Origin of the sequence: Aliterella atlantica CENA595, from assembly GCF_000952155.1 — a bacterium.
GTDB lineage: Bacteria > Cyanobacteriota > Cyanobacteriia > Cyanobacteriales > Chroococcidiopsidaceae > Aliterella > Aliterella atlantica.
The window spans coordinates 22640-38774 of the sequence record NZ_JYON01000014.1; the positions used below are offsets into that span (position 1 = coordinate 22640).

Here is a 16135-nt window from a genome sequence, read left to right on the forward strand (position 1 = left end):
AAAGAGCGCGCCTTTGTTCTCTTCAATTACGAATTACGAATTACGAATTATTTACTTCCCCTGATGCACCGTTTTCACCCATTTCAAACGCTTTGGTCTTACCGACATTCTGGTTGTAGCAGCGATCATTACAACTAGCCAATGCAGCATATAAATCGTGCCGCGTAGAGTTTGGAGCAAAATTACAAAATAGGCAGCCAAGCTAATTTGCTCGTTTTTGCGTTCCCTCTTTAAACCCATAAACATTGACAACACAGACAAAGTAAGCGTTAGCGCTGTCATCGGTGCGAGAATTGGCGCTCGGTTGCGGGCTACAGCCATCATCAAATCTGGGACTGCGGCGAGCGGGACAACTTGCTGAATTAGCAAAAACATAGCTAAATCAAACGTTTTAGCCGTTCCCATCCGATTGCGAGTAATCAGCCGCCAATAGTCTAAATAGCGCTGCGATTGCCCTTCTGCCCAACGATTGCGCTGATGCCATAAAGCGATCGCATTGGTTACGCCTTCTTCTTGTACTGGCGGAAAACTAAGAGATTCAATATCCCAGCGATCTAAATGCAAGCGCAAAGCTAGGTCTAGATCGTCAGTAATTGTCTCTTCATTCCAGCCTCCGCAACGCTCTAAGGCTTCTCGCCGCACAAATTGACCGTTTCCCCGCAAATCGCCCAACCCACCGCTAGCAATGCGCTGTTGCTGCATATAACTATCGAGCGCCATTTCTGCCATTTGTCCGCTAGTCCAAAAATTGGTATTGGCATTTGCGATCGCTTTTCGCATCTGTACTGCGCCTACTTCTTCCCTATCAAACAAGGGCAATACCTGCCGCAGTAAATCTGGCGATACTTGAGCATCGGCATCGAATACGGCAATAAATTCGCCCTTAGTTAGCGGCAATACATCATTAAGCGCTCCTGATTTGCCGCCAGTAGCTCCATCAGCGCGGCGCAACACTTTGAGATGGTTATATTGCTTTGCTAGAGTATTCAACAAAATCGGTGTCTTATCAGTGCTATTATCGTCGATTACCCACACCTCATATTTATGGCTGGGATAATCTATTTGACAAAGCATCTCTACCAATTTGCCAATAACTGCTTCTTCATTTTTTGCTGCTACTACCAACGAGACATAAGGACAAGTTGCCATTGCATCTGACAATGGTTCTGGTGCGCTGTGGGGGCGCGTCAAGACTAGGCGTAAGGCATGAATACCAAAAACTGTAGTCATGCCCAGAACAAGCCAAGCCCCCCAAGATACCAAATGTAGGGCGATCGTGCCGCCCCATACCATCGTTAATACCACAGCCGCTTTGCGCCTGCGTCCTTTGTAACCAGATGTTAAAGCTGTCTCTAACACTGGCGTTGCGTCAGCAATTTCGTCTGAGTCTTGCTCGGATAATTCAGACAGTAACGAACCCAGCGCATCAAGCTCGTTGTAAGAATCGTTTTCGTGCCAGGAATTCGCCGGCATAAGTTACCGTATTCAACCACCAGTATTTGTCTACGCCCATAGAGAAGCTAGGGATCAAGTAACACCACACCGTACAGCCTTCGCAGACTGACAGTTTACCCTGAGATTTGCGATACTTTTCCACCTCTTCCGATTCGCGGTAAAGGTCATATAGCTTACCGTCAATAGGTACGCCAGTTTGAGCAAAGTGATAGCAGGGTAATAGTAGCTGGTTATCGGGAGAAATCGCAATTACCGCCTCCACCGCCTTGCAGCGGGGATTTTTGGTGTCGTTGCCTCCAGCTTCAATAAAAGCCAATGCAGCTTTATTGTACCCGACATTCTTGTACTTCTTTGCACTAGATTGGATTGCGGCAACCATCTCAGGAGTAGGATTTTTTTGGGAATTGTAGTTATCGTGCGCCGTAAATGCTGGATTTAGCCACACGCGCACGCCTAAGCGCATTCCTAATTCGCCTACTTCGTCAATACGCTCGTAATTTTGAGCCGTAACAGTATGGTTGAGAACTGGGTATTCGCCCAAAGATTGAGCGATCGCCACAGACTCTACCAAATTGTCAAATATTCTTACTCCCCGCGAGCGATCGTGAGTTTCAGCATCCCCACCATCTAAGGAAAAGTTCAAAAAGTCTACTAACCCCTGAATTTCCTTAGCTTTTTTGGGATACAAAATTGTATTTGTCGTCATGCTAGTCATAAAACCAAGCTTTTTCGCTTCTTGGTAAATTTGACCAACATCCGCTCTGAGTAACGGTTCGCCACCAGTAAAATCTACATAATTTACTCCTAAACGGCGTAAATCAACTAAATTTTCCCTAATTGTGGCAAAATCAGCTTCGTTTTGCGGCTCTAATGCCCAAATGTTGCAAAAATGACAGCGAGCATTACAGCGATAAGTCAAGTAATAATTGGCAACCAGTGGAGCCATAGGATTTGCTCACCAGAATTTCGATATGGTCATCTTCAATCAGCATAAACCCTGAGTCGGTGGTTCTTGCATTGAGAAGAGAAATTTAATTAATGGGGAATGAGGACAAGGGAGAGATGTAGAGACGTAGCAGTGCTACGTCTCACAGGGCAGGTTGGAGAAAATTAAGATTTTCCTATGCTAAGAATAGGCTAGTTCTTGGGAATATTACGATTAGCGTTTCCTGTTCTCAAGTTGCCAAGAGCAACCATCTAGAAGACTGGAGACGAAAAACAGCAAATGATTATAGGAATATTTAAATTTTATGTCTATCGAACAACTACAACCTGCTAACCCCCAAGATGTGCGAGTGTATATGCCTTACTTTCAAGGCAACAAGCGCAATACCTTACCATTAGCTATCAGCTTATACAAAAAAGGAGTATTAGAGGGACAACGCAAAATTGAAGCTGGCGATAATATTCCCTTTGTTGCTACTTGGAACGTCTCTACCCTACCTGCTGACTTAATTCGCTGTCGGATGCAGTTTGATGGCAATGCAGAGCTAAGTTATGAAATTATGATGGCAAGTTCTGTGTTGGTAGACTTCTTGATCGATGTCATTGTCAATTTTCAAATCGGTCGTACTACCGACTTCCCCAAAGGCTTCTACCGCAAGCTTTTACGTAAAGATGATTGAAGCTAAACCAGTGAACCATTGAGAATGCAGGATAATTTACACATAATCCTGCAATATAATTGTTATTCGCAGAAATCGAGATCGTCTTAAAATGATCGGAAAGTCGAAGGACATCTAAATCGAGAGTCTCTTCTTTCGTATAGTTGAAGTTAGGAGCGATCGCGTGCCAAAATTCGCCAAGTGTTTGCTAATTGGATCTACAGAAGCTAATAGCGGTAAGTCTGCTACTGTACTAGGCTTGTCTAGTCAGCTTCAAGCAAAAGGAATTGATATTGCCTACGGGAAGCCTTTGGGTAGTTATTATGACGGTCAAGCTGAAGCTTTAGAAGCAGATGTCCAATTTGTAACTCAAATGCTGAATTTGCCAGCAAATCGGCTGCTCCCAACTTTACTGCATTTAAATGAAGCTAGCGTACAGAAACGCTTGAGCGGCGAAGATCTCACCAACTACAACCAAGGCGCAATCGAATACTTGCAAAATAGCGGCGATTTAGTCTTGCTAGAAGGTCCTGGAACCCTAGAAGAAGGCAATTTATTCGATCTCAGTTTGATGCAAGTAGCTCAAGCAGTGGATGCAGCAGTGCTATTGGTAGCCCGCTACAAATCAGTTTTGTCAATTGAGCCATTGCTATCAGCAAAACAACGCTTAGGCGATCGCTTAATTGGCGTATTGCTCAATGATATCCCTAGCCAAGAACTAGAAACTGTAAATTCTTCGCTGCGCCCGTTTTTAGAGCAGCAACAGATTCCCGTTTTGGGAATGCTCCCTAAAAATGCTTTACTGCGTAGCGTCAGCGTCGCCGAACTTGTCAACCAATTGCAAGCCGAAATACTTTGCCGCAGCGATCGCACTGATTTGATGGTAGAAAGCCTAGCAATTGGCGCAATGAACGTAAACTCAGCCCTCAAGTATTTTCGCAAGCGCCGCAACATGGCTGTAGTCACAGGAGGCGATCGCGTGGAAATTCAGCTAGCAGCTTTAGAAAGCTCTACTCAATGCCTAATTCTCACCGGACAGTTGCCCCCGCCTGCATTTATTCTCAATAAAGCTGAAGAATTAGAAATTCCCATTTTGTCGGTAGATCTCGATACTCTCTCTACAGTAGAAATCATCGATCGCACTTTTGGACAAGTCCGCCTGCACGAACCAATTAAAGTAGATTGCATCCGTCAATTAATGCAAGCGCATTTTGATACTGACCGTTTGCTGACTCAACTTGGTTTAAGTCCAGCCGTAGCTTTACCATAATTAAACGATTAGCTACTCTGTCTGCTAAAATAACTGGGTTGTTTTACTGCGATCGCGTCTTTGAGCCAGTCAATAGACTTACCCAAAATTGATACATTAGCGCAAGAACTAGCCACAATCCAACAGACAGGTTCCAAGCGGATTGCTTTGCTTGGTTCGCGCCATGTCCCTCTTACTCATCAGCACCTAATCGAAATGATGAGTTATGCCTTAGTTTTATCGGGAAATCGGTTGCTCACTTCTGGAGCAACAGGTACTAATTCTGCTGCTATTCGCGGCGCTATGCGTGCCGATCCCAATTTGCTTACAGTAATTTTGCCCCAAAGCTTGGCGCGTCAACCTCAAGAATCTCGCCAGCAATTAGAGCAAGTGATGCACTTAGTCGAAAATCCTGGTAACGATCAACTGTCGCTAGCAGAAGCAAGTTCTTTGTGCAATCAGGAAATTGTCTCTCGTTGTCAGCAATTAATCTGCTTTGCGTTTCACGACAGCCGCACGTTACTGCAAACTTGCACTGAAGCAGAAGATCAACGCAAAGTAGTAACTTTGTTTTACTTCGATTAAGCATGACGATACCTCAACTCACAGCACCGACAATATTTTTGGTCAGTATTGCGATTGCGGCAGTATTAATTTACGTGCCTTACTTAGCAGTATTTTACGGGCGATTGCAAGTCGGTTACGATATTGCAGCGCCCCGCGCTTTGTTTGACAAGCTGCCGCCTTACGCCCAACGCGCTACTTGGGCGCATCAAAATTCGTTTGAAGCATTTCCCATTTTTGCCGCAGCGGCACTGATGGCTTATATTACAGGGCAAAATTCTCAGTTAGCTATAGCTAGTGCGATCGCTTTTGTTATCGCGAGGCTGCTGTACTCTGTTTTTTATATTGCTAACATACCGTTAGGGCGCAGTTTGATGTTTGGTATCGGTAGCGTTTGTTCTGGCATTTTGTTTGTTTCGAGCATTTTGTCAGCCAATAGCGCCTTACTACCCTAAAAACGCTTTGTAATAATACTTTTTTGCTCATGGCTTCTAACTATTCCTTCGACATTGTCAGCGACTTTGACCAGCAAGAATTGGTTAACGCTATCGATCAAACTGTTCGAGAGATTAAAAGCCGCTACGACCTTAAAGATACACAAACAACTGTAGAGTTGGCTAACGAAGCGATCGCCATCAATACTGACAGTGAATTTACTTTAGATGCCGTCCACTCAATCTTGCAGCAAAAAGCCGCTAAACGCAATCTCTCGCTCAAGATTTTTGATTACGGTAAAGTAGAATCAGCTAGCGGTAATCGCGTCCGTCAAGAAATTAAGCTTAAAAAAGGCATTAGCCAAGAGATAGCTAAACAAATTAGCAAGCTAATTAGAGATGAATTTAAAAAGGTTCAACCCTCAATTCAAGGGGATGTTGTGCGCGTCTCTAGTAAGGACAAAGACGATTTACAGACAGTAATTCAACGCTTAAAACAGGAAGATTTACCTGTTGCTTTACAGTTTACCAACTATCGTTGATTAACTCTTAATTAATAAAAATTTAATTTGTTTAGGCAAATAAATATTTTCATCGCTTAATTCTATTGCAGTAATAGAACAAGCATTCTGGGCAGATTAAATATTCTTCTTAAAGATTAAAATCATATATATATAATATATATGAGTATCAAAGCAATAATGCCAGATATAGTTGACATTGTGAAATTGTATTTTTTACTACTTACCAATACTTACAATTTACCTTAGCTGTGATTTTTAATTATGCCTTTAAGGTCACTAGCAGATTAGTTTAGGTCTAGTGAAACTGTACATCTACAATCGTAGCGATCGTGCATATTCTGCATACACCTAGTATGCTAGATATATTTAGTATAATTTAAAACAAAAATAAATAAGTATACAAAAGCATCATTTAATACTTTATTTTTTAACAAAATTGTTGTAAGTTTATTTTTAAACAAATAAATAGTAAATTTTGTGTCGAATTCTTCTGTATTTTTAGTATTCGTTGATTTAACTTATTGAATCGACTTAGAGAGAAATCAAAGATTCTTCCTGAGCTTGCTTGAATTTTTACAACCTCAGCAAAGATATCTGTATTGATGCGTAAGCCTGTATTAACAATTTTTTATCAATTTAATCCTTGGCAATCTACTATCGGCGGAATTCAAACAATAATCAACAACTTTATTAAGTATGCTCCTGATGAATTTGACGTAAGGGTTGTTGGCACAAGTGACAAGCATAACGAGCAGAAAAAACAATGGCAAGAAGCCGAACTAGCAGGTAGAAAAGTACAGTTTATGCCTCTTTTCAACCTGGAAAATGATAATGTTAGAAGTTTAGTTCCTACTACCTTAAAGTACACGGCAGCACTTCTCGGTCAGTCTTTGGCTTCTGATTTTATGCATTTTCATCGCCTCGAACACACTTTAGCAACGCTGAACTGGTCGGGAGATAAAACATTGTTTATTCATAACGATATTCACCAACAAATGCAGTCTAAAGAAGATGCAAACGCTATTCTTTGGCGACGGTTTCCTCAAGCATATTTTTTGTTGGAAAGTTTGTTAGTAAAGCAATTTGAGCGCATAGTTTCCTGCAACTCGGAATCTGTAAAACTTTATCAGCAGAGATATCCAGCAATTGCCGATCGCGTTTCTTTCATAAAAAACACAGTAGATAACCAAATTTTTTATCAACTGCCGCTAGCAGAAAGGCAAGCGAAAAAGGCGGCTCTAATCCAAAAGTTAGAACTTCCTGAAGATACTGAGTTCGTGCTATTTGCGGGTCGTTTGCATCCGCAAAAAGATCCGATACTTTTAGTCAGAGCTATTGCCGAATTAACCGATCTAAAAAAATTGCATCTACTGATTGCTGGTGAAGGAGAATTAGCGCTGCAAGTGCGTTCTGAGATCGAACGACTAGGGCTGTCTCCAAGAGTAACAATGTTGGGACCAGTCATTCAAGCTGAACTTGCCCAGCTACATCAAATTGCTAGCGTGTTTGTTCTCAGTAGTGCTTATGAAGGCTTACCTTTAGTGGTTTTGGAAGCACTTGCCTGTGGAACCCCAGTAGTAACAACTGACTGCGGTGAAACACCGAAACTACTACATAGCGATTGTGGTGTTGTTTGCCCTGAACGTACTCCTAACGCGATCGCGTCTGCAGTGCGTCAAGTAACGCAACACCCAGAAAAATATTCAACTCAAGCTTGCGTGCGTGCAGCCCAACCTTACATTGCTGGCAATGTAATTGGTGAAGTCTATAGCGAGATGTTGTACCGATGGGAGAAGCAAATCGCATCTACCTAATCTCAAACGTAAATGTATTTAAGCGAGGCATAGTTTCCATGAAAATTGCTGTAATTGGTGCTAAAGGATTACCTCCAAAACAAGGTGGCATTGAACACTACTGTGCTGAAGTTTACCCCCGGATGGTTGCCCAAGGACATTCTGTAGACTTGTTTGCGCGATCGTCTTACACTGATTTTGCCTGGAAGCAAGAATATGATTATGAAGGGGTAAGGGTAATTTCTCTACCTTGTGTAGGTTGGAGAGGAGTAGATGCCTTTAGCAGTTCGGCAGTAGGGGCAATTTCTGCTATCGCTGCAAACTACGACATAATTCATTTTCACGCTTTAGGTCCGGCTTTGTTTAGCTGTTTGCCTAAAATTGCTTCATCAGCAAAAGTTGTTGTTACCTGTCAAGGTTTAGATTGGCAACGGGCAAAGTGGGGTAATCTTTCCAGCCGTTTGATCAAGCTGGGAGAGAGCACCGCCGCCCGCTATGCAGATGGAATAATTGTAGTTTCCGAAGAACTCCGTTCCTACTTTTTCCGTACTTACGAACGGCAAGCAGTCTATATTCCCAACGCGCCTGCAAGCTACCCTAATTCAGACGCTAATTTTGCTTTTGGTACTTCTCTGAATTTAGAGCAAAATCGCTACTTATTATTTCTAGGCAGATTAGTACCAGAAAAACGCCCTGACTTGCTGATTGAAGCTTTCCAAAAACTTAAACCGCAGGGGTGGAAACTTGTGCTAGCTGGTGGAGTTAGCGATACCGAGCTTTATGTTTCCCAGCTATTAGAGGCGATTTCTAACGATCCAAACGTAGTATTAGCAGGCGAATTGCGGGGCGCTCGCTTGGCAGAAATTGTCCGAGGAGCAGGATTGTTTGTATTGCCATCGGATGTAGAAGGCTTGCCATTATCGATGTTGGAAGCAATGCGAGAAGGTATTCCAGTTGTAGCTAGTAACATTCCTCCCCATCAGCAACTTATCGATGAAAGACGTGGGGTACTATTTCAATCTGGAGACTTAGATTCTTGTATCGAGCAACTCGACTGGGCAATTAGTCATCTTCAACAAATGCAAGATAAGGCGCAAATAGCAAAGCAGTATGTTAACCTCAACTATAATTGGGACAAAATCACTGATGAAAACATCAACTTGTATCAAGCTCTCTACGGTAGATCTAAAAAATTGCTTGCCCAAGAAAGAAAAACTTTTTAATCGAAACTAATCTTGGCAGCACTTAGTCAACATCAGCTATTGCAGCAAACAAGAATCGCTCAAGTGCTAAACTCCTTATCTGCTACTTTATGAAGTATTTAAAACCTGTAATAACGGTAGATTCTAGAGAACCTGAAGAGATAAATTTTTCCAAGGTCTTTTCAATAATAAAACGTCGCTGGAAGCCTGCTTTAGGTGTTTTTGGAGTCACTTCTGTCATTATAGGTTTGGGAGTTTTGACTAAGCCCCCTTCTTATACAGCCCAAGGAAAGCTCTTGCTCAAGCTAGATGCTACGCCTTCATTGACTGGAATACAGTCCCCAAGGGAGAATATTTCTACTTTCACTCCTTTAACTTCAGAGGGGAATCCTTTAAAAACAGAAACAGAAATTCTGCTTTCAACTCCTTTGATCCAAGAAACTATTAGGCAACTGAATCTAAAAGACGAACAAGGTAACGCTAGAGCGGAAACAGAAATTCAGAAGCAACTTCAGATAATAAATGTACCTGGAGCAGACGTTCTGCAGGTTTCTTATACAGGCAAAAATCCCCAAGAATCTGCAGAGATTGTAAATCATCTGATGAGCATATATATCAATAACAACATTGATAACAATCGTTCGCAAGCGATCGCTGCTCGTAAGTTTATTTCTGCTCAGTTACCAATAGCAGATGTTGCTGTTGAGCGTGCAGAAGCAGAATTACGTAAATTTAAAGAACTCAATCAAATTGTAGATTTAAACCAGGAAGCAACTTCAACAGTAGAGATTATTAAAAATATTGAACAACAGATTACTCAAACTCAGGCAGAACTTGCTGAAGCTAACAACTACTACCAAGTATTCCAGAAACAAATTCAAAGTCAACTAGGTATGAGCGTGCAGGATGCCTTAGCTAGAAGCGCTCTTAGCCAGTCGGCAGGAGTACAAGATATTCTCAAAAAATATCAGCAGGTACAAAGCGAGTTAGCAATCCAAGCAACCCGTTTGAGTGATAATCATCCAAGTATAATTAATCTTAAAAGGCAAGAAACAGCATTAAAAGAGCTATTAAAAACTCGCGTAGAAGCAGTTGTAAAGCAGCAAAATGTAGTAGCCCAGGAAAACTTTCAATTTGAGGAACCGCAACAAAATCTACTTGAAGAACTTGTTAAAGCACAAGCTAAATCTTTGAGTTTATCTAGCCGTTTAGCTGCACTTGAAAACGCCAAAACTAATTATCAGCAAAGAGCCACTAACCTACCTAAATTAGATAAAGAACAGCGACAGCTACAGCGAAAACTAGAAGTAGCCCAATCTACCTATCAGACTCTTCTGCAAAAGTTGCAAGAAGTGCAAGTTACACAAAATCAAAATATAGGTAACGCTCGGATTATTGAGGCTGCTGCAATTCCTCGAAGCCCGTCAGATTCTACCAAAAAACTTGTGATTTTAGGCGGAGGAGGAATAGCTGGTATTTTACTGGCAATTTTCACTATTTTTATTCTTGAGTTGGTGGATAAATCTAGTACCAAGGTTAAAGAAACACAAGACATATTTGGCTGTACATTGTTAGGGGTGATCCCTTATTTCGGGAATCTTAGTAAATACAACTCTCAACTGCAAAATGTAGAACAAGCTGCTACGAGAATTGACGTTCAAGATAATGAATTCTACAAAAATATCCAAACTAATTTAAAATTTCGCAGTTTAGAACAAAGTCTAAAAGTTATTGTTATAGCTAGCGCTGTTCATAACGAAGGAAAATCTACGGTTGCGGCTAATTTAGCAGCAGCAATGGCTAAAGCAGGAAGTCGAGTTTTGTTAGTGGATGCAGATATGCGCTTTCCATCTTTGCATACTGCATGGGATTTAACAAATGAAATTGGTTTGAGCAATGCGATCGTGGGACAATATGGATATAAAGTAGCAGTCAAAGCAATAACACCGAACTTAGATGTTTTGTGTTCTGGCGTTGTCCCTCCCAATCCATTAGCACTGCTTAATTCCGCTCAAATGGCTGCTTTAATTAGTGAGTTTTCTAGTAACTATAAGTTTGTAATTATTGACACGCCTTCTATTATTTATACTGCTGATGCTTTAGTGCTAAGTGAAATGGCAGATGGTGTTGTATTAGTAACTAGACCAGGTGTAATTGATGTTGATAGTGCTTATAGAGCCAAGGAAGCTTTGCACAATTCAAGATTGAATTTATTAGGGTTAATAATCAATGGTGTAGTGCAAAAAAACGAACATAAAAACTCTATTCATTATTTAGACAGATATACTCTAAAAGATTCTCAAGATCGTCAAAGCAACATCAGTTTAAACTAGATTTGTGTAACAAGTAATACCTAGTTAAACAGATAAAAAACTAGGCAATTTGATAAATATGAAAACTTGAGAAGTCTGAGAAGCTGAAATTATGTGCAAACAAAAATTAATTGAGGAAATATTTGTTGTCTTCTCACTTCTATTTTTTTCAGGAGCAGGGTCTTATTTTATAGCTCCTACAAATCCTTATTATCTAATAGTTCAAGTTGCAGCTTATAGCATTCAAATAATTACTATTTTCTTAATAATTGCTCGCTGGAAGACGATAGCAGCTTTCGTTATCAAAGAAAAAGTATTGTGGATTTTAGTAGGACTTGCTTTAGCATCAGTCCTATGGTCTCAAATGCCATTGCCCGTGACTTTATCTTACGATATTGGACCTGGTAGCGGTGTCATACCTTTTATTAAGGTAACTTTATTTAGCATTTATTTTGCGGCTTGCTATGGATTGAAAGAACAGATGCGGTTGTTGATGTGGGTATTCGGTATAGCAGTGCTATTTAGCATAGTAGTTGCTTTATTATTGCCGCACTATGGAGTGACAGGTAGTATGCTCATGCTGGCAGAAGATGCGCGTCATGTAGGAGCTTGGCGAGGACTTTATGCACATAAAAATATTTTTGGGCTAGTTATGGTCTTAAGTGCAATAATTTTCTACTTAGGTAATAGCGATCGCCAACGTTGGATTGCTTGGATTGGGTTTAGCTTATCTGTTGCTCTAATTCTACTTTCAACCTCAAAAACCTCTTTAGTTTTACTGCTAACTTTTCTCGTCCTTACCCCTCTGTATAAAGCGTTGCGATGGAATTACAGTGTGGCTATACCCTTTTTTATTGCTGTGATATTGATATCTGGAGGTGCTGGTGCTTGGTTTCTTGACAATGCTACAGTTATTTTGAGTAGTTTGGGGAAAGATATCACTTTTACTGGTCGTACAGATATTTGGGCTGCTGTCATCAATAAAATTTGGGAACGCCCTTGGCTCGGTTATGGATATCACGTATTTTGGTTAGGTGTAGCAGATGGAACTATAGAATTGTGGTCTCCAACTGTTAATAAATTTATTCAGCCTGCTCATGCTCATAATGGTTTCTTAGAAATAGTCCTCGATCTAGGATTTGTGGGATTATTTTTATTTGTTTTTAGTTACATAAAAGTCTGCTTGCAAGCAATTAAATATTTACGTCTTAATAAGTCAGCAGACGGTATAATGCCCCTAGCTTACTTACTTTTACTGCTCCAATCTAACCTATCTGAGCCTTTGCTAATGCGAGAGGATATATTTTGGATTTTATATGTATCAATAACTTTGTCACTGCAAAATTTTGTTTCTTTGACAACCTCTAAGAACTTTTTCCAGCAGGAAGTAGAAAACAAAGCTTTAAGCTCGTTAGTTTAATAGTCATTAAGCTAAAAGAAAACCAATTGTATATAGTCAACAAAACTCATAAGTATTTTAAAAAATTAGTAGACACTTACAATTACAATGACATTCAAATCGAGAGGTTTTTAAATTAAATATGCCCAAAGTTTCTATAATTATTCCTGCTTACAATGTGTTGAAGTATATTCCCGAAACTTGGGAGAGTGTCGTCAGACAAACTTTTAGTGATTTTGAAGTAATTGTTGTTAATGATGGTAGCTCTGATGGCATTGAACACTGGGCTAGTCAAGTTATAGATCCTAGATTCAAACTTATTTCCCAAGAAAACTGCGGCGCGGCGGGAGCTAGAAATACTGGGTTAGCTCATGCTCAAGGAGATTACATAGCATTTTTAGATGCAGATGACCTTTGGACCCCAACGAAGCTAGCCCAGCAGGTGGCTGTACTAGACGAAAATGCCGAAGTTGGTCTGGTGTACACATGGGTAGCTTTGATTGACGAACAAGGCACATTTACAGGCAGAATATTTGAAAATCATGCAGAAGGTAATGTTTGGACTCAACTTACTCAACGCAACATAGTTGAGTGTGGTAGTACGGCTATGGTTCGTCGCTCTTGCTTTGAGACAGTAGGAGTGTTTGATGGCGATTTACGCTCTGCTGTTGAAGATTGGGATATGTGGCTGCGGATTGCCTCTCGTTATGCATTCAAAGTGCTGAAGGAGCCTCTCGTCTACTATCGGCAAATTCCTACAAGTGGCTCTAGAAACTGGGAATCAATGGAACAGGGTTTCCAGATGGTAATTGAAAAAAATTTTGCTGCAGCGCCGTCCGAGCTACTCTATTTAAAGCGACGCAGCTATGGTGCTGCTTATTTATGTTTAGCTTGGAAGCCGTTACAAAGCGCAAGTAGAGATTACAAGCAAGCAAATCATTTTCTCCAGCAAGCGATCGCCTACTATCCTCGGCTACGTCTTTCTAAAGAGTATTTTCGTTTGAGCCTAGCGATCGCAGTTATGCAGTGGCTAGGTGTAGAGGGTTACAAACAGTTTTTAGAACTAGCTTATACTCTCCGCCGACGCATTGTTAGCGGGTTTTGAACAATGAATTGCTATTGATAAGTAAGCTACTCGCCCTTGCGTATTAAAGCTGTTCATCCCTAAATTACGTTCTTTGCTGTTAGTCTTTGCATATGCCTAAAGTTTCTGTAATTATTCCTGCCTACAATGCTGAAAAAACTATTCGAGAAACTATAGAAACTGTCCGGCAACAGACATTTCCAGATTGGGAAATAATTATTATTAATGATGGCTCCAAAGATAAAACGTTAGAAATAGTTGCAAGTATTGAAGATGAGCGCATAAAAGTTTTCTCCTATGAAAACAGCGGACTATCAATGGCTCGCAATCGCGGTATATCCAAAGCCAACGGAGAATATATCGCCTTGCTTGATGCAGATGATTTATGGACACCTGATAAGCTGGAATTACAACTATTAGCCTTTAATAATAATCCACAAGCAGGTGTTGCTTATAGCTGGACTTATTTTATGGATGTAGATGAGCAGGGAAAAGTTACATCTCTTCACCCATCTAATCCCTATGCTTTTGCAGGGAACGTTTACGAAAATCTGTTAATTAGTGATTTTATTCATAGCGGTTCAAATACTTTAATTCTTAAACAAGCGATTGATACGGTAGGAGAATTCGATCCTACACTCAAATCTTGCGAAGACTGGGACTATTGGCTGCGACTAGCAACTCGTTGGCATTTTGTTGTCGTGCCTAAGCATCAAATTTATTATCGTCGCTCTCCTAATTCAATGTCATCTAAAGTTGAGATTATGAAAGCAGCAGCTTTAATGTCGATAGACAAAGCGTATCAAGCTGCTCCACCCAATTTACAACATCTCAAAAGCTTGACGATGACTAATTTTCATAAGTATTGTGCAAGTCTTTATCTCCAACACCGCCCCGATTTTGACGGTATTAATCAAGCTCAACAGCACTTGCGATCGGCAATTAGCATCCAACCGCAAACTTTATTAGATAAAGTAACGCAAAAACTAATACTCAAGTTATTGTTGCAACGAGTATTTCCCAAGCAAGTCAGCCAATACTTAATGCAAAAAATTAGACAACCTGCTGCTAGCAATTCAGGGCTTAAACTATGAACAAAACAAACACTTTAAAGCAAGCGCAATACAGTAATATTGAGTCCCAACCTAGACTTGCCGATGCTCGTAATAGTCCACCGAAAATTGCTTTGTTGCATTGTTATGACTTAATAGATGACTTTTTGGATAGCATCAATATTTCCTTTGAGACTTACTGCAAAGAATTTGTTGGTAGCTGGATGTTCGGCTACATCGATGCCTTAAAACAAGTCGGGATCGAGACAGTATTATTTTGTATTTCAGCCCGTGTCGAGCAACCATCACGCTTCATCCATCAGCCTACTGGCGCTACAATTTGCGTACTGCCTCCACTCAAGATTTATCATGCCTACCGCGCTGTGCGGAGCAAGTCACTGAGCGTTTATGGCGGTAGTGATGCTCCATCTTTTACAAATATTCAAGATAAAAATCGCTGGCGCCGTTCTCTGCTCACAAACGTCAAAGATATGGCTAAGAGTGTGGGAACTTACCTATCAACACCATTAGGGCTATTAGCTAGCGAACTACGGCGCGAAAACTGTCAGGCGATCTTGTGTCAAGAATATGAGTACGCACGTTTTGATGCTTGCGTACTTATGGGGCGATCGCTCGGTTTACCAGTATTTGCCTCTTTCCAAGGTGGCACTAAAACTGAGAGCTTTCTAGAAGTTCCTCTACGATATTTATCGTTTCGTTTATGTACGGGTGTAATTATTGCCACGCAAACTGAGGTGCAACGGGTGCAAACTCGTTATCAAGTACCGTCTCATAAGATAGCTCGTATTTTTAATCCACTGGATATTGCTACATGGCAAACTAGCGATCGCGCTCAAGCACGAGCAGCCCTAAATATTCCACTTACTGCCAAAGTCGTTGCTTGGCATGGAAGAGTAGAGATAGAGCGCAAAGGATTAGATATTTTACTAGCAGCTTGGCAGCAGATTTGCAGCGATCGCCCAAATGAAGAATTACGCCTATTATTAGTAGGCACAGGTAGCGATGCCGAGCGCTTGCGTCAGTGTATTAGCGATAAACAGCTTAAGGGCGTGCAATGGTTAAACGAATTTGTCAGCGATCGCCGTATTATCGGGCAATATCTATCGGCGGCTGATGTTTATACTCTGCCATCTCGCCAAGAAGGCTTTCCGGTTGCGCCACTTGAGGCGATGGCTTGCAGTTTACCTGTAGTCGCTGCTGATGCTCCTGGTATTCCTGATATTTTCTCAGCAGGTGAGGCGCATGGTGGCATAGTTGTACCGCGTAACAATACCTCAGCACTAGCATCAGCACTAGGTCGAGTTTTAGACGATCCGGCGTGGAGTCAACAGTTAGGCAAGCGATCGCGCGATCGCGTCCTTAGTAGCTTTTCCCTAGAAGCGATCGGCAAACAACTAAGCAATGTCTTTTTATCACGCTCGTATAGAAACAATTAACCGCTC

At 41.1% G+C, this 16135-nt stretch carries 14 protein-coding genes; 12 read left to right on the top strand and 2 right to left on the bottom strand.

What is annotated here, in order from left to right; translation table 11 throughout:
• Positions 1–51 precede the first annotated feature (51 nt).
• Positions 52–1473, bottom strand: a complete 1422-nt coding sequence (locus tag UH38_RS13920) for a glycosyltransferase (RefSeq protein ID WP_045055273.1) — start codon at positions 1471–1473, stop codon at positions 52–54.
• Positions 1427–2401 carry a radical SAM protein gene (locus UH38_RS13925; RefSeq protein WP_045055274.1) on the bottom strand — a complete coding sequence of 325 codons (975 nt, stop codon included), beginning with the start codon at positions 2399–2401 and terminating at the stop codon, positions 1427–1429. Before UH38_RS13925 ends, UH38_RS13920 begins: the two co-directional genes overlap by 47 nt.
• A gap of 304 nt (positions 2402–2705) precedes the next feature.
• On the opposite strand from UH38_RS13925, the gene ebsA reads away from it, so the two are divergent.
• From ebsA to UH38_RS13985, 12 genes are all read left to right on the top strand, one after another.
• Positions 2706–3080 (top strand): type IV pilus biogenesis protein EbsA, encoded by a 375-nt coding sequence (gene ebsA / locus UH38_RS13930; protein WP_045055275.1) that lies wholly within the window; start codon positions 2706–2708, stop codon positions 3078–3080.
• Positions 3081–3243: 163 nt separating this feature from the next.
• The gene (locus UH38_RS13935; protein WP_045055276.1) at positions 3244–4329 is read left to right on the top strand and encodes a phosphotransacetylase family protein; all 1086 of its coding nucleotides are present in this window, start codon (positions 3244–3246) and stop codon (positions 4327–4329) included.
• 60 nt (positions 4330–4389) lie between these two features.
• Positions 4390–4893 carry a hypothetical protein gene (locus tag UH38_RS13940; RefSeq protein ID WP_045055277.1) on the top strand — a complete coding sequence of 168 codons (504 nt, stop codon included), beginning with the start codon at positions 4390–4392 and terminating at the stop codon, positions 4891–4893.
• Between the two features lie 2 nt (positions 4894–4895).
• On the top strand, positions 4896–5327 hold the full coding sequence (locus UH38_RS13945) for an MAPEG family protein (RefSeq protein WP_045055278.1): 432 nt from the start codon (positions 4896–4898) through the stop codon (positions 5325–5327).
• Positions 5328–5356: 29 nt separating this feature from the next.
• On the top strand, positions 5357–5848 hold the full coding sequence (locus UH38_RS13950; RefSeq protein WP_045055279.1) for a YajQ family cyclic di-GMP-binding protein: 492 nt from the start codon (positions 5357–5359) through the stop codon (positions 5846–5848).
• Between the two features lie 584 nt (positions 5849–6432).
• The gene (locus tag UH38_RS13955; protein WP_045055280.1) at positions 6433–7644 is read left to right on the top strand and encodes a glycosyltransferase family 4 protein; all 1212 of its coding nucleotides are present in this window, start codon (positions 6433–6435) and stop codon (positions 7642–7644) included.
• Between the two features lie 38 nt (positions 7645–7682).
• Positions 7683–8846 (top strand): glycosyltransferase family 4 protein, encoded by a 1164-nt coding sequence (locus UH38_RS13960; RefSeq protein WP_045055281.1) that lies wholly within the window; start codon positions 7683–7685, stop codon positions 8844–8846.
• A gap of 236 nt (positions 8847–9082) precedes the next feature.
• Positions 9083–11158, top strand: coding sequence for a GumC family protein (locus UH38_RS13965; protein ID WP_160295963.1), 2076 nt, complete (start codon positions 9083–9085; stop codon positions 11156–11158).
• 91 nt (positions 11159–11249) lie between these two features.
• Positions 11250–12557 (top strand): O-antigen ligase family protein, encoded by a 1308-nt coding sequence (locus UH38_RS13970; RefSeq protein ID WP_052672386.1) that lies wholly within the window; start codon positions 11250–11252, stop codon positions 12555–12557.
• A 121-nt stretch (positions 12558–12678) separates the two neighbouring features.
• Positions 12679–13641: a glycosyltransferase family 2 protein gene (locus UH38_RS13975; RefSeq protein ID WP_045055283.1), complete on the top strand. Its 963-nt coding sequence runs from the start codon at positions 12679–12681 to the stop codon at positions 13639–13641.
• A gap of 92 nt (positions 13642–13733) precedes the next feature.
• Complete coding sequence (locus UH38_RS13980; protein ID WP_045055284.1) at positions 13734–14714, top strand: glycosyltransferase family 2 protein; 981 nt, start codon at positions 13734–13736, stop codon at positions 14712–14714.
• A complete protein-coding gene (locus UH38_RS13985; protein WP_052672387.1) occupies positions 14711–16129 on the top strand; it encodes a glycosyltransferase family 4 protein in 1419 nt (472 codons plus the stop codon). Before UH38_RS13980 ends, UH38_RS13985 begins: the two co-directional genes overlap by 4 nt.
• Positions 16130–16135: the final 6 nt, after the last annotated feature.

Excerpts from the sequence above, each read along its gene's own strand:
- UH38_RS13920 (WP_045055273.1), bottom strand. The coding sequence starts at position 1,473 with ATGCCGGCGAATTCCTGGCACGAAAACGATTCTTACAACGAGCTTGAT.
- UH38_RS13925 (WP_045055274.1), bottom strand. The coding sequence starts at position 2,401 with ATGGCTCCACTGGTTGCCAATTATTACTTGACTTATCGCTGTAATGCT.
- ebsA (WP_045055275.1), top strand. The coding sequence starts at position 2,706 with ATGTCTATCGAACAACTACAACCTGCTAACCCCCAAGATGTGCGAGTG.
- UH38_RS13945 (WP_045055278.1), top strand. The coding sequence starts at position 4,896 with ATGACGATACCTCAACTCACAGCACCGACAATATTTTTGGTCAGTATT.
- UH38_RS13950 (WP_045055279.1), top strand. The coding sequence starts at position 5,357 with ATGGCTTCTAACTATTCCTTCGACATTGTCAGCGACTTTGACCAGCAA.
- UH38_RS13955 (WP_045055280.1), top strand. The coding sequence starts at position 6,433 with ATGCGTAAGCCTGTATTAACAATTTTTTATCAATTTAATCCTTGGCAA.
- UH38_RS13960 (WP_045055281.1), top strand. The coding sequence starts at position 7,683 with ATGAAAATTGCTGTAATTGGTGCTAAAGGATTACCTCCAAAACAAGGT.
- UH38_RS13970 (WP_052672386.1), top strand. The coding sequence starts at position 11,250 with ATGTGCAAACAAAAATTAATTGAGGAAATATTTGTTGTCTTCTCACTT.
- UH38_RS13975 (WP_045055283.1), top strand. The coding sequence starts at position 12,679 with ATGCCCAAAGTTTCTATAATTATTCCTGCTTACAATGTGTTGAAGTAT.
- UH38_RS13980 (WP_045055284.1), top strand. The coding sequence starts at position 13,734 with ATGCCTAAAGTTTCTGTAATTATTCCTGCCTACAATGCTGAAAAAACT.
- UH38_RS13985 (WP_052672387.1), top strand. The coding sequence starts at position 14,711 with ATGAACAAAACAAACACTTTAAAGCAAGCGCAATACAGTAATATTGAG.